The 12836-nt window shown below is 69.3% G+C and carries 12 protein-coding genes and 1 pseudogene; 5 read left to right on the forward strand and 8 right to left on the reverse strand.

The window, feature by feature from the left end; all coding sequences use genetic code 11:
• Positions 1–48: 48 nt before the first annotated feature.
• From AC1Q5B_RS09740 to AC1Q5B_RS09755, 4 genes are all read right to left on the reverse strand, one after another.
• Entirely contained in the window at positions 49–1263 is a 1215-nt protein-coding gene (locus AC1Q5B_RS09740; RefSeq protein ID WP_492631480.1) for an RNA polymerase sigma factor, read from the reverse strand.
• A gap of 84 nt (positions 1264–1347) precedes the next feature.
• Positions 1348–1848 (reverse strand): putative signal transducing protein, encoded by a 501-nt coding sequence (locus AC1Q5B_RS09745; protein ID WP_492631481.1) that lies wholly within the window; start codon positions 1846–1848, stop codon positions 1348–1350.
• A gap of 9 nt (positions 1849–1857) precedes the next feature.
• On the reverse strand, positions 1858–2772 hold the full coding sequence (tesB, locus tag AC1Q5B_RS09750) for an acyl-CoA thioesterase II (protein ID WP_492631482.1): 915 nt from the start codon (positions 2770–2772) through the stop codon (positions 1858–1860).
• 58 nt (positions 2773–2830) lie between these two features.
• Positions 2831–3403, reverse strand: a complete 573-nt coding sequence (locus AC1Q5B_RS09755) for an N-acetylmuramoyl-L-alanine amidase (RefSeq protein ID WP_492631483.1) — start codon at positions 3401–3403, stop codon at positions 2831–2833.
• Positions 3404–3480: 77 nt separating this feature from the next.
• Between AC1Q5B_RS09755 and AC1Q5B_RS09760 the strand changes: the two genes are divergently transcribed.
• From AC1Q5B_RS09760 to rlmKL, 5 genes and pseudogenes are all read left to right on the forward strand, one after another.
• Positions 3481–3972 (forward strand): MOSC domain-containing protein, encoded by a 492-nt coding sequence (locus tag AC1Q5B_RS09760; protein WP_492631484.1) that lies wholly within the window; start codon positions 3481–3483, stop codon positions 3970–3972.
• Positions 3969–4496: a hypothetical protein gene (locus tag AC1Q5B_RS09765; protein WP_492631485.1), complete on the forward strand. Its 528-nt coding sequence runs from the start codon at positions 3969–3971 to the stop codon at positions 4494–4496. Before AC1Q5B_RS09760 ends, AC1Q5B_RS09765 begins: the two co-directional genes overlap by 4 nt.
• A gap of 181 nt (positions 4497–4677) precedes the next feature.
• Positions 4678–5200 (forward strand): annotated as a pseudogene (locus AC1Q5B_RS09770) (ATP-binding cassette domain-containing protein); the annotation flags it as partial.
• A gap of 545 nt (positions 5201–5745) precedes the next feature.
• Positions 5746–6288, forward strand: coding sequence for an ATP-binding cassette domain-containing protein (locus tag AC1Q5B_RS09775; RefSeq protein WP_492632078.1), 543 nt, complete (start codon positions 5746–5748; stop codon positions 6286–6288).
• A 99-nt stretch (positions 6289–6387) separates the two neighbouring features.
• Positions 6388–8523, forward strand: coding sequence for a bifunctional 23S rRNA (guanine(2069)-N(7))-methyltransferase RlmK/23S rRNA (guanine(2445)-N(2))-methyltransferase RlmL (gene rlmKL / locus AC1Q5B_RS09780; protein ID WP_492631486.1), 2136 nt, complete (start codon positions 6388–6390; stop codon positions 8521–8523).
• A gap of 6 nt (positions 8524–8529) precedes the next feature.
• On the opposite strand, the gene AC1Q5B_RS09785 is transcribed toward rlmKL, so the two are convergent.
• The 4 genes from AC1Q5B_RS09785 to AC1Q5B_RS09800 form a co-directional block, all read right to left on the reverse strand.
• Complete coding sequence (locus AC1Q5B_RS09785) at positions 8530–9375, reverse strand: cyclic di-GMP-binding domain-containing protein, MshE-related (RefSeq protein WP_492631487.1); 846 nt, start codon at positions 9373–9375, stop codon at positions 8530–8532.
• A gap of 42 nt (positions 9376–9417) precedes the next feature.
• Positions 9418–9786: a response regulator gene (locus tag AC1Q5B_RS09790; protein ID WP_492631488.1), complete on the reverse strand. Its 369-nt coding sequence runs from the start codon at positions 9784–9786 to the stop codon at positions 9418–9420.
• Between the two features lie 102 nt (positions 9787–9888).
• Complete coding sequence (locus AC1Q5B_RS09795) at positions 9889–11109, reverse strand: serine hydrolase domain-containing protein (RefSeq protein WP_492631489.1); 1221 nt, start codon at positions 11107–11109, stop codon at positions 9889–9891.
• Positions 11110–11141: 32 nt separating this feature from the next.
• Entirely contained in the window at positions 11142–12632 is a 1491-nt protein-coding gene (locus tag AC1Q5B_RS09800; protein WP_492631490.1) for a CoA-acylating methylmalonate-semialdehyde dehydrogenase, read from the reverse strand.
• Positions 12633–12836: the final 204 nt, after the last annotated feature.

The raw sequence follows: 12836 nt of genomic DNA on the forward strand, positions 1-12836 counted from the left end.
CGTCATCGCGCACCGGTCCTGTGGGATCGGTGCGCCCGCACCGTGCGGCTAGAACGCCAGCCGTCCCGTGCGGACGAGCACGAAGGCGATGGCGCCGACGGTGAACACGCTGGTCAGCACGATCGCCTGCTTGCCGAGCAGATAGTCGTAACCGCGTCGCCGCCGCTGGTTGGCGGGATGGGCGAGGATCGGATCCATGATCCGCGGCAGGATGGCGAGGTACTGGTAGTTGACCGCGGCCAGGCCCACGACCGTGGTGATCGCGATGGCGTGCCAGCCGGTCGCCAGCACTGTCGCCAGCATCAGGCAGAACAGCCAGGTCGAACCGGTGACGGTGTTGAGCGCCATGAAGCGGCGCACCTGCTGCCGCTCCTGCGCCGTCTGGCAAAAGCGCGCGAGGTACCACCAGGTGAAGGCATAACCGATCAGGCCGCCGAGCACGCCGCCCACAGCGCCTCCCAGCGCGGCGGGATGCTGCGTGACCTGTTCGAAGATCACGCCCAGCGAACCCCCTGCCACGCCGCCGGTGACGCCGCCGGTGGCCAGCCCACTGGTGCCGAGCTTCCCGACGAGACCACTGCCCAGCACGCCGGAACCGATCACCGTGGCTGCACTGGCGGCCGGCATCGCGCCGACCAGGCCGCCCAGCACGATCATCGTGAAGGCCGCTGTCGGCGCGGTGGAGCGCGCGAACTCGCCGAACCGCTGCAGCAACTCGTCGCGGACCATCGCACGCGCCCGTGACAGGCGCTTGCGCACGGCCGCGTCGCTCAGGCCGAGCAGATCGGCGACCTGCTGCGAACTCTGGCCTTCCCGATAGAACAGCAGCAGCGTCTCGCGGCTGTCTTCCGGCAAGGAGGAAATGATCTCGGTGGCGACGATTTCCTCTTCCGTCTGCAGCAGGCGTTCGGCCGGCGTGGGGCCCGGATCGGCGGCCATGCCGATCGCGATCTCGGCCACGTCGCCCGACATCGGGCGGCCATGCTGCGCACGCAGCCAGTCGCGCGCCAGGTTGCGGGTGATCTGCCGCAGCCACGGCAGGAAGCTGGCGCTGTTCTTCAGCCGGTCGAGCTGTTGCCAAGCCTTGAGGAACGCTTCCTGCGCGATGTCTTCGCTGGCCTGCACATCGCGCGTGATCGCCAGCGCGATGGCGGTTACCGTGTTCTGGCAGGCGTGGACGATGCGGCCGTAGGCCTCCTGGCTGCCGCGTGTGGCGGCGGGCAGTTCGGTCTGCAGCATCAGGTCCAGGGCGATCGCATTCATGGCAGCGGCATCAACGGGTGGGTTGATGACCCGGACGGAGCGGGGCGACGGATGTGACCGGATTGGACCACCCGGATCTCCGGCTCAGCCGCCGGTGACGGGCTGAATGCGGATGCGCTCTTCCTCGTCCTCCGCCGGCGCCTGCTCGGCGGGCGATGCCTGATCGAGCTGCGGCTGCGGCGTGGCGGCCGGCGGTGGCGCAGGGCGTCGCATCCACATCACCACGGCGGCCAGCGCGATCAGCGCCAGCAGGATCAGGCGGATGCGCCAGGCCCACGAACGCTGCGGCGTCGCCTCGTCCTGCGGGCTGTTGAACGTCAGCGTCGGCGCATAGCCGGGACGCGTGCTTTCCAGCAGGCCCGCTTCGCGCAGCAGTTCGCGCGCGCGCGGCTGGTCGTCGGCGTGCCGCACCCAGACCGCCGGCTGCAGCTGCGCCTTCACCGGCTCGGTATAGCTGAACTGACCGCCGCGCTTGCTGTGGTACGAACGGCCATTGCTGATATGCACGGGGATGCCGGCGTCGGTCAGCAGCTTGGCCACGCCTTCGACGGTCTCGATCCGCTGACTGGAAAACACCTGCCGCATGCGGTCTCCTCAATCCTTGGCCGGCACGGCGGACGCCGCTTCGGCATCGGGCACGACGCGGATCAGGCCTTCCTGCGCGGTGCTCGCGACCAGTCGGCCCTGGCGGTCGAAGATCTGTCCGCGCGCCAGTCCGCGCGAGCCGCTCGCGCTCGGGCTGTCGATCGAATACAGCAGCCAGTCGTCGGCACGGAACGGGCGATGGAACCACAGCGCGTGGTCCAGCGACGCCATCTGCACGTTGGGCTGGTAGTAGCTGATGCCGTGCGGGTAGGTGGCCGTGCCCAGCAACTGGAAATCGGAGGCGTAGGCGAGCAGGGCGCGGTGCAGTTCCGGCGAATCGCCGACCGGCTCGCTCAGCCGGAACCACACCTGCTGGAACGGCGGACGCTTGGGCGGATTCAGTTCGTCGCGCGGATACACGTGGCGGAACTCGAACGGACCACGGCGCGACATCCAGCGCTGCACCTTCGGCGGCAGCGATACCATCACGTCGGCCGGCACCGGCGGTGCGGGGGCGATGTCCTCCGGTTGCGGCACTTCCGGCATCGACAACTGGTGCTCCGCGCCTTCCTCCCCGGCCTGGAACGAGGCGGCGCAGAAGAAGACCACGCGGCCGTGCTGGATCGCGGTGACGCGGCGCACGGAGAAGCTGCCCCCGTCGCGCGTGCGGTCCACTTCGTAGACGATCGGCGCCTCGATGTTGCCGGCACGCAGGAAGTACGCGTGCAGCGAGTGCGCGCGCCGGCTGCCGGAGCCGCCTTCCACCGTGGCCTGCGCGGCCGACAGCGCCTGGCCCAGCACCTGGCCGCCGAACACGTACTTGGTGCCGATGTCACGGCTCTGGCCACGGAACAGATTGTCTTCCAGCCGCTCCAGCGACAGCAGTTCGATCAGCTCGGAGACGACGGGTTCGGGTGCGGGCACGGGCAGGCCTGGCGGGTTGGCGAGCCGCGATTATACCGGCGGCCCGCACGCGGCCCCGTCAGGGCTGCAGGCGTTGCAGCGGGGTGGCGCGCAGCACGTCGTCCCACGGGAACAGCGGGCCGGGGTCCATCTTGCGCGGTACCAGGACCTCGGGATCGTCGCTGGCCGGTTCGCGCGCGGTATCGAGATCCTCGTGCCCGGCGATGTAGCGCAGCGCGGGAAGCTCCTCGCGCAGGCGTTCGAGCAGTCGCGCCAGCGAGATGATCTGCGCCTCGGTGTATGGCTCCTCCATCCGCTGGCTGCCCGTGGCCAGCCAGTCGGGATAGCGTCCGCTGTTGACCAGCTCGATGCCGACCGAGCGCGGGTTGTAACCGCGGACGTGGTGGGCGATGCGCTCAGGTCGCACGTAGACATGCACGCTGCCATCGCGATCGACGTAGTAGTGGCCGCAGTTGCCGGTGCCTGACGCATGCAGGATGCGTTCGCCGTACTGGCGCGCGGTGGCAAGATCGGGCAACTCCGTGCAGTGGATGACGACCAGGTCGATCTGATCCAGCGGGCGTGCCTCGAGTTTGTCCTCGTAGGGCAGCGGATCGTCGATGCGGGCGAACGTGGAGGTGGGGGCGCTCATGCTTCGATGCTAGCAGGCGCGGCGGGCGACCGGCGGCTTCGGTAAACTGGCGGCCTTCCATGTCGCGGGGATGTCCCATGCCGCTCAATCCCGAATCTCCGCTGGCCAAGCTGATGGCGACCCTGCCGCGTGCCGGCAAGGTGGAATGGATCGGCCTGCGGCCCGCGCGCGACGAGGTGATGGTCCAGACGGACAGCGTCGATGCCACGACGGGCGGTGGCCTGGCCGGCGACCGTTACAAGGGGGGCAGCGGCAAGCGCGGCATCACCCTGATCCAGGCCGAACATCTGCCCGTCATCGCGGCGCTGGCGCAGCGACCGGATCTTGCGCCTTCGCTGCTGCGCCGGAACGTCGTGGTCTCGGGCATTCCGCTGGTCGCGCTGAAAGGACGCCGTTTCCGCATCGGCGACGCGGTGTTCGAAGGCACCGAGGATTGCGATCCCTGCTCGCGCATGGAGGACGCGCTGGGCCCCGGCGGCTACAACGCGATGCGCGGCCACGGCGGCCTGTGTGCGCGCATCGTCGAAGGCGGCACGTTCCGCCTCGGCGACGCGGTCGAAGCGCTGTGATGCGCGGTCACTGCATCCTGTCGCACGGGTTCGAAAGCGGGCCTGACGCGACCAAGGTCACTGCGTTGGCGGATGTTGCCGAGCGGCTGGGCTGGAGCCATGAGCGCCCCGACTACACCGACCTCGATGCACGTCGCGACGTCAGTTCGCTGGGCGACGTGGTCGCGCGGCTGGCGCGTCTCCGCACGCTGGCGCGGGCCGCGGCGGCGCGCGGGCCGGTGGTGCTGGCCGGTTCCAGTCTCGGCGCCTACATCGCCGGCCGCATCTCGCTGGAGGTGCCGGCGCGCGGCCTGTTCCTGATGGCGCCGCCGATCACGATGGGCCCGCTGCCGGAACTGGATGCGGCCGCCGTACCGGTCTCGATCATCCATGGCTGGGACGACGAACTGATTCCCGCGCAGGCCGTCGTGGAATGGGCCTTCCCGCGCCGCGCGCGCCTGCTGCTGGTGAATGATTCCCATCGACTGTCCGATCACGTGGTCGCATCCGCCGACGCGTTCGGCCAGTTGCTCGTGTCGCTGTAGCGCGGTTCCGGCGCGGCATTCAGGCCGCGTGCGGGCCCGCCGACGTGGATCCCGCTAGAATCGCGCCCTGTCTTTCTCCAGGTGTCACGCCGATGCGTCATTGATGCCGCCGTCGCTCGACGGCCCAGGTCCCTGCCGGCTCCGTGCCGGAGGCGCTCCCGTGGCATCACATGGCATCCGCATGACGACTCCGTTCCTGACGCTCGACCGCGCGTCGTTTTCCCTGCCCGACGGCAGGGTGCTGTTCTCCGATCTCGATCTGCACCTGGACGACCGCCCCACCGGCCTGGTCGGACGCAACGGCGTGGGCAAGAGCGTGCTCGCCCGCCTGCTGGCCGGTGAGATCGAACCCGCGTCCGGCAGGCGCAGCGCGAGCGGCCGCGTCCACTACCTGCCGCAGCAGGTCCACATCGCTGCCGATGCCACCGTCGCTGCGCTCGCGGGCGTGCAGGGATGGCTCGATGCGCTTGACCGCATCGAAGCCGGCAGCCATGACGTCGGCGACTTCGACACGCTCGGCGACCGCTGGGACATCCGCCAGCGATTCGCGGAGGCGCTGGACGCGCAGGGCTTGCCCGATCTGGCGCCATCGCGTGCCGTCGCCACGCTCAGCGGTGGCGAAGCCATGCGGGTCGCATTGGCAGGCGCCTTCCTGTCGGAGGTCGATTTCCTGATCCTCGACGAACCCAGCAACCATCTTGATGCGCCGCAGCGGCAACGCCTGCAGGCGCAACTCGCGCAATGGGAGAAAGGCCTGTTCGTGATCAGCCACGATCGCCGCCTGCTCGATGCGATGGAACGTATCCAGGAACTGTCGCCGCGGGGCCTGCGTTCGTATGGCGGTGGCTACCGCTTCTACGCGCAATCCAAGGCGGAGGAGCGGATGCAGGCGCAGCGCGAGCTCGCGCATGCCAAAGCGGCGGTGCAGCGCCAGGAGCGGGTACTGCGGGACCAGCACGAACGCCAGCAACGCAAGCAGGCGCGCGGGAATCGCGATGCGCGCGACGCCAACCTGCCGCCGATCCTGCTCGGCCTGCGCAAGTCGCGCAGCGAAGAGAGTGCGGGCCGGTTCGTCGTTCGCCAGCAAGCGGAACGCGACCAACTCGCGGTGCAGCTGCGCGAGGCCGCAAGCAGGCAGGAGCCGGCTGTCGAGCTCGCGATGTTCGCACCGGCGACCGTGGCGCAGGATCGTGTCGCGCTGCGGATGGAGTGCATCGTGTTGCCGTTCGTGCCGGCCACGGCCGACGGGATGGACCTGGTCGTCACCGGCCGCCAGCGCCTCGGCGTGACCGGCCCCAATGGCATTGGGAAATCCACGCTGTTGCGCGCGATGGCAGGGCAGGTGCCGCCGCTGGCCGGACGCATGTCCGCCCACGTGCCGGTGGCCTGGCTGGACCAGCGCCAGGCCGGCCTGGACCCGGATGCCAGCGTGCTGGCGCAGCTTCGCGCCGCCAATCCCGATGCGGACGAAGCCGCGCTGCGGACACGGCTGGCCCTGATCGGATTGGGTCCCGGCCACATCGAGGGTCCCAGTGGCCGCCTCAGCGGGGGGGAGCGGTTGAAGGCGGCGTTGGCGTGCGTCCTGTATGCCGCCACGCCGGCCGGCCTGCTGTTGCTGGACGAACCCGGCAACCATCTCGACCTGGAGGGTCTCGCGGCGCTGGAGAGCATGCTGCGTCAGTACTCGGGCGCCCTGGTCATCGTTTCCCACGACGAGGCCCTGCTCGAACGCCTCGACCTGACCCATCGGCTGGAACTGTCGCCAGAAAGCGCGCGGCTGTCGTTGTGTTGACGGCATATGAACGCGGTTTTCCGTGTGTTCGACGCCCCGATCCTGCAAAATTGCGCCCGTCCGCGCGCCGTCGTCCCGAACCGAATTCCGGAGTTTCCCTTGAAGTTCTTTGTTTCCTGCGCGAAAGGCCTGGAATACCTGCTCGCCGACGAACTGGTCGCATTGGGCGTGCCCAAGGCCACCGCCACCGTCGCCGGCGTCAACGCCGATGGCGAGTTGACGGATGCGCAGCGCGCCGTGCTGTGGTCGCGGCTGGCCAGTCGCGTGCTGTGGCCGATCGCCGAATTCGAATGCCTCGACGAGCAGGCGCTGTACGACGGCGTGATGGCGATCGCATGGGAAACGCATACGCGTCCCGAGCTGACGCTGTCGGTGGATGCGCACGTGTCCGGGGACGCGATCACCCATGCGCGTTTCGCCGCGCAGCGCGTGAAGGATGCCGTCGTCGACCGCCTGCGCCAGCAGGGACTGGAGCGTCCGTCGGTGGACGTCGAGCAACCCGACGTACGCATCAACCTGTCGCTGCGCAAGGGACGCGCGACGATCTCCATCGATCTGGGCGGCGGGCCGATGCATCGCCGAGGCTGGCGGCAGGCACAGAACGATGCCCCGTTGAAGGAGAACCTGGCGGCCGCCGTGCTGATGCGCGGTGGCTGGCCGGCGCTGTATCGCGAAGGCGGGGCGCTGCTCGACCCGATGTGCGGCAGCGGCACGCTGCTGATCGAAGGCGCGCTGATGGCCGCAGATGTCGCGCCGGGCCTGCAGCGGCACGGCAACGTGCTGCCGTCGCGCTGGCTGGGCTTCGACGTCGAGGCCTGGCGCGCGCTGTTCGCCGCCGCGGTGGAGCGCGAAACCGAAGGACGGAAGGCGCTGCGACCGGCCTTCTTCGGTAGCGACATCGACCTGGGCGCGATCCGTGCCGCGCGCGACAATGCCGTGCTGGCGGGTCTCGCGGGCCAGGTGCAGTTCGAAACCCGCGACATCGCGCAGCTGCCCGCACGCGAAGAACCGCGTGGACTGGTGGTCTGCAATCCGCCTTACGACGAGCGCCTGGCGGCCGACGCCGATCTCTACCGTGCCTTGGGCGATGCACTGCAGCGTGCCGTGCCGCAATGGCGCGCCAGCCTGCTGTGCGGCAACGCCGACCTCGGCTATGCCACCGGCCTGCGCGCCGCGAAGAAGTACCAGCTGTTCAACGGCGCGATCGAATGCGCGCTGATCGTCTGCGATCCCATCGCCATGCCGGCGCGCGAGCCGCGCGAAGCGAAGCCGCTGTCGGACGGCGCGCAGATGGTCGCCAACCGCATCCGCAAGAACCTGAAGAAGTTCAAGAGCTGGCGCACGCGGGACGGCGTCACCTGCTATCGCGCCTACGACGCCGACCTGCCCGAGTACGCGGCCGCGATCGATGTTTACCAGGAGGAGGGCGGACAGGCACGCATCTTCCTGCACGTGCAGGAATACGCCGCGCCGGCGGCCATCCCGGAGCACGATGTGCGCCGCCGTTTCAGCGAACTGCTCGCGGCCACGCGCGAGGTGTTCGGCGTGCCGCAGGAGCAGATCGCGGTGAAGTCGCGCGAGCGCGGCAAGGGCGGTTCGAAGTACGGCCGCATGCAGCAGCGCGACGAGTTCATCGTCGTGCGCGAATCGGGCGCGCTGCTACGGGTCAACCTGTTCGACTACCTCGACACCGGCCTGTTCCTCGATCACCGTCCGCTGCGCCGTCGCATGGCGCAGGAAGCGCGCGGCAAGCGCTTCCTCAACCTGTTCTGCTACACCGGCGTCGCCAGCGTGCAGGCGGCGGTCGCCGGCGCGGCGGCGACGACCAGCGTGGACCTGTCCGCGACCTACCTGCAGTGGTGCGCCGACAACCTGGCCGAGAACGGCCTGGGGGGGGCGAGGCACCGCCTGGTGCAGGCCGACGCCGTGCGCTGGCTGGAAGCCGAGCAGGCCGAGTACGACCTGGTGTTCTGCGATCCGCCGACGTTCTCCAATTCCGCGCGCGCCGACGATTTCGACGTGCAGAAGGAGCATGTGCGCCTGCTGCGCGCCGCCGTGGCCCGACTGGCGCCGGGCGGCGTGCTGTACTTCAGCAACAACTTCCGGCGCTTCCGCCTGGACGAGAACGCCGTCGCGGCGTTCGCGCGCTGCGAGGAGATCAGTGCGGGGACGATTCCGCCCGATTTCGAACGCAATGCCCGCATCCACCGCGCGTGGCGGCTGATGCGGGCGTAGGCGCCGTCAGCCGACGATCAGGACGAAGTCGCCGCGCTGCGAGGCCATCGACAGCGCCAGCGCGCTGTCGCGCGCGGCCAGGTCGGCGGCGGACAGCGCGATGCTCGGCGGATGGGCGCGGTAGCTGGCGTCGTCGGGCAGGGTGTCGCGCACCACATAGCCCATCAGCACGTTGACCAGTTCGCCCAGTGCGTCCACGGCCAGCTCGTCGTCGCACTGTTCGGGCGTGATGGACAGCAGCGAACAGGCGATCGCCTGCAGCGCCGCGCGCCCGCAGCCGATCCCGATCAGCATGGACTGGCTGCCGGCCTCGATGCGCACGTGCGCGGTGACGTCGCAGGCCTCCAGCGTGGCGGCATCGGCGATGCCCGAGGCCTGGCACTGGCTGCCGACCAGGCGCGGGAACAGCCGGTTGCACACCCGGATCGCACTGGTGGCCATGTCGGCCAGCGCGTGGCCGGCGATCCCCAAGGCGAGGGCGTGGTTGGCTTCGTCCAGGTCGCGACGATGCGCGACCAGTTCGGATTCCAGCTGGTCGGCCGTCAGCGTGCCCTGCTCGACGAGGATCTGCCCGAACAGCTTGCGACCCTTCTTCTGCGCCGCCAGCAACACGTCGAGCTGGCCGGCGTCCAGCAGGCCCATTTCCAGGGCGATATCGCCGAACCGACGGTCTTCCGCGCGCTGGCGCTCGTTGATGCGGCGGGCCTGGGCGGCCTCCAGCATCCGGTGGTGCACGGCGAGCTCACCGAGCAGGGGATTGGAGGCGCGCTGCGCGTCGAGCGCGGCCAGCAGTTGCGCCGAGGTGATGGTGCCGCGTTCCAGCAGGAACTGGCCCAGGAATTTCGCTGCCATGGTGTGGTCTCGTACTGAAGAGGAAGGAGAACGTGCGCGAGGTCAGGCGACCGCTTCGTGCAGCACGCGATCCATCACCTCCGGATCGATGGGTTTCTGGAGGTACGACGTGGCACCGAGCTTAAGGCATTCCTCGATGTCCGACTGCCCGCCCAGCGAGCTGAGGATCACCACACGGGCCGCCGGGTCCAGCGACAGGATCTTGCCGAGCGCCTGCTTGCCGTCGCATTCGGGCATCACCAGGTCCATCAGCACCACGTCGGGCTTGAGGGCCTGGTACTGGCTGACGGCCTCGTTGCCGTTGCCGGCTTCGCCGACGACGCTGAAGCCGCAATCTTCCAGCTGGCGTGCCGCCAGCATGCGCAAGGCGCGCGAATCGTCGCAAAGCAGGACGGTAGGACGTGACGTCATGTGATGGATCCCCCTGTGGATCGTGAGACTCCCGCATCGTCGATCGACGCGGGCCGACATGTAGGCACTATCGGCTGAAGCGGCGAGATCTTGAGCGGTCCCTCAGGGCGACGGCTGCCCCGTCGCGAGCGTTTCCTCGATGCGGCTGAACGCGGAATGTTCGCCGCCGCGCGAGCCTGCTGCATCGGTGGCGAAGTACGCCACGCCGGTGCCGGTCTTCCGGTCGATCCACAGGCCCGAGCGCAGCCCGTAGGCATCGCCGGAATGGCCGACGCGCGCGACGCCGTCGCCGAACGGATCGTCGCCGCAGCCGTCCGCCGGCGTCGCCAGCGTCTGTACGGCGAGACCGTAGCGGCAGAAGAAGGCGCGGGCCTGGCCGCCGCCGGTGTCCTCCTCGTGCGTCACGCCATTGCGGCCGTCGAAGGTCCATTGCGGCGCCACCATCGCGTCGACGCTGGCCGGCGACAGCAGCCGCACGCCGTCGACTTCGCCGCCGCCGAGCAGCAGGCGGCCGATCTTCGCCAGGCCGTTCGCCGAAATGCGCAGGCCGCCCTGCGGCGAGAACAGCGCGCCGTTCTCGCCGGCTTGCCAGCGGGCGAGGTCGCAGTCGGCGCCCTCTTCGACCACCACCGCGCAGGCCGGTTTGCCGGCGCGATTCTCGTCGCGTACCGGCGCGCGGTTGCGGTACAACACCACCGCCCGCGCGGCGGTGGCGGCGTCGCAGCTTTCCCAGTTGAAGCAGGCATCGAGCTTCAATGGCGCCAGCACCAGGCGGCGCATCAGCAGGTCGAAGCGTTCGCCGTTGGTGCGCTCCATCGCCATCGCGACCAGCGGGAAGTTGAGGTTGGTGTAGCGGAAGTGCGTGCCGGGTGCGTGCGCGTCGTCCCAGGCCTTGGGATCGTCGAGGATGCCTTTGAGCGGCTGGCCCAGCGGCGTGGCGTAGTAGCCGGCCGCGTCGGTCAGGCTGGAGCGGTGGGACAGCAGCAGGCGCAGGGTGATCGGCGTGTCAGGGAACTGCGGATGGCGCAGCGTCCAGCCGAGGTAGCGCGAGACGTCGGCATCGAGGTCGAGCGTCCCGGCTTCGACCAGCCGCATCACACCGATCGACGTCACCAGTTTGGAAATCGAGGCAACGCGCACCGGATCGTCCGCGGTGACGGTGCGGCCGGTGGCGAGGTCCGCCATGCCTTCCGCACGTGTGCTGGTGATGCCGTTGCGGTCGAAAGCGACGCGCACCTGCGCGACGGGTTCGCCTGCCGACGCGATCGCCGCGACGGCGAGGCAGGGCAGCAGGGCCAGGATGCGGATGCGACGGAAGGGCATGTGCCAGTGCCTCACGGGGAACGGCACCGACTTTACTTCATCGTCGGCATCACGAACTCGGCCGCGTGCGTCTCCGGCCAGCGGGCGGTGACGGTCTTCAGCCGGGTGTAGAAGCGCACGCCGTCCGGGCCGTGCACGTGCAGCGGGCCGAAGATCGAGCGCTTCCAGCCACCGAAGCTGTGGAACGCCATTGGCACCGGGATCGGTACGTTGATGCCGACCATGCCGGCCTGCACGCGATGGGCGAACTCGCGCGCTGCGCCACCATCGCGGGTGAACACGGCGGTGCCGTTGCCGTATTCGTGCTCGTTGACCAGGCGGAGCGCGGCCTCGAGGTCCGGCACACGCATCACGCACAGCACCGGGCCGAAGATCTCCTCACGGTAGATCGTCATGTCGGCCGTGACGCGATCGAACAGGCAGCCGCCGAGGAAGAAGCCGTCCGCGTGTCCGTCGACCACAAGCCCGCGGCCGTCGACGACGAGTGCCGCGCCCTCGGCCACACCGGTATCGACGTAGGCACGCACCTTGTCGCGGTGCGCACCGGTGACCAGCGGGCCCATCTCGGGATCGAGGCAACCCGGGCCGATCTTCAGTGCGGCGACCTTCGGTGCCAGCGCGGCCACTAGCGCCTCGGCGGTGGCATCGCCCACGCAGACAGCGACCGAGATCGCCATGCAGCGCTCGCCGGCGGAACCATAGCCGGCGCCCAGCAATGCGGAGACCGCGCCGTCCAGATCAGCGTCCGGCAGCACGACCATGTGGTTCTTCGCGCCGCCCAGCGCCTGCACGCGTTTGCCATTGGCGCTGCCGCGCGCATAGAGGTACTCGGCGATCGGCGTGGAGCCGACGAAACTCAGCGCCTGTACGCGCGGCTCGTCGAGCAGCGCGTCCACGGCCACCTTGTCGCCGTGGACGACGTTGAACACGCCGTCCGGCAGGCCCGCCTGCTTCAGCAGGTCGGCCATGAACAGCGCCGCCAACGGGTCGCGTTCGGACGGCTTCAGCACGAAGGTGTTGCCGCAGGCCAAGGCCACCGGGAACATCCACAGCGGCACCATCGCGGGGAAGTTGAACGGCGTGATGCCGGCGACCACGCCCAGCGGCGCGTACTCGGTCCATGAATCGACATCGCGCCCGACGTTCATCGAATGCTCGCCCTTGAGCAGGTGCGGAATGCCGCACGCGAATTCGACCACTTCCAGCCCGCGCGTCACTTCGCCGCGCGCGTCGGACAGCACCTTGCCGTGTTCGGAGGTGATGATCTTCGCCAGGTCGCCGGCGTGCTTCTCCAGCAGTTCCTTGAAGCGGAACATCACCCTTGCACGGTTCAATGGCGTGGTCGCGGCCCAGGCCGGGAAGGCGGCGGACGCGGCGTCCACCGCTCGTTTCACGTCATCGGTCGAGGCCAGCGGCACGCGTGCGGTGACGCGGCCGGTAGCGGGGTCGTAGACATCACCGAAGCGGTCGCCGGTGCCGGCGGCCGTGTGTCCGTTGATGAAGTGGGAAATCGCTTCGGCCATGACGGACTACCTGGTGGAATCCCTCGCCCCGCGTGCGGGAAGAGAGTGCCCGGAGGGCGGGTGAGGGGCGACGGCGCCCGTGGAAAGTGATGCGGTGTATCGAGTGTCCGGTTGTTCGAGTATTCCGGTGCGACGTAAAGCGGGTCGGCTCCGGCGCGCCCCTCATCCGCCTTCGGCACCTTCTCCCCGCGAGCGGGGAGAAGG

Source organism: Pseudoxanthomonas sp. GW835-FHT14C01 (genome assembly GCF_058793715.1).

What these genes read in the sequence shown, in the direction of transcription:
- AC1Q5B_RS09745 (WP_492631481.1), bottom strand. Translation starts at nt 1,848, where the DNA reads ATGCGGCAGGTGTTTTCCAGTCAGCGGATCGAGACCGTCGAAGGCGTG.
- AC1Q5B_RS09785 (WP_492631487.1), bottom strand. Translation starts at nt 9,375, where the DNA reads ATGGCAGCGAAATTCCTGGGCCAGTTCCTGCTGGAACGCGGCACCATC.
- AC1Q5B_RS09795 (WP_492631489.1), bottom strand. Translation starts at nt 11,109, where the DNA reads ATGCCCTTCCGTCGCATCCGCATCCTGGCCCTGCTGCCCTGCCTCGCC.
- AC1Q5B_RS09755 (WP_492631483.1), bottom strand. Translation starts at nt 3,403, where the DNA reads ATGAGCGCCCCCACCTCCACGTTCGCCCGCATCGACGATCCGCTGCCC.
- AC1Q5B_RS09775 (WP_492632078.1), top strand. Translation starts at nt 5,746, where the DNA reads ATGGACCTGGTCGTCACCGGCCGCCAGCGCCTCGGCGTGACCGGCCCC.
- AC1Q5B_RS09790 (WP_492631488.1), bottom strand. Translation starts at nt 9,786, where the DNA reads ATGACGTCACGTCCTACCGTCCTGCTTTGCGACGATTCGCGCGCCTTG.
- AC1Q5B_RS09740 (WP_492631480.1), bottom strand. Translation starts at nt 1,263, where the DNA reads ATGAATGCGATCGCCCTGGACCTGATGCTGCAGACCGAACTGCCCGCC.
- AC1Q5B_RS09760 (WP_492631484.1), top strand. Translation starts at nt 3,481, where the DNA reads ATGCCGCTCAATCCCGAATCTCCGCTGGCCAAGCTGATGGCGACCCTG.
- AC1Q5B_RS09800 (WP_492631490.1), bottom strand. Translation starts at nt 12,632, where the DNA reads ATGGCCGAAGCGATTTCCCACTTCATCAACGGACACACGGCCGCCGGC.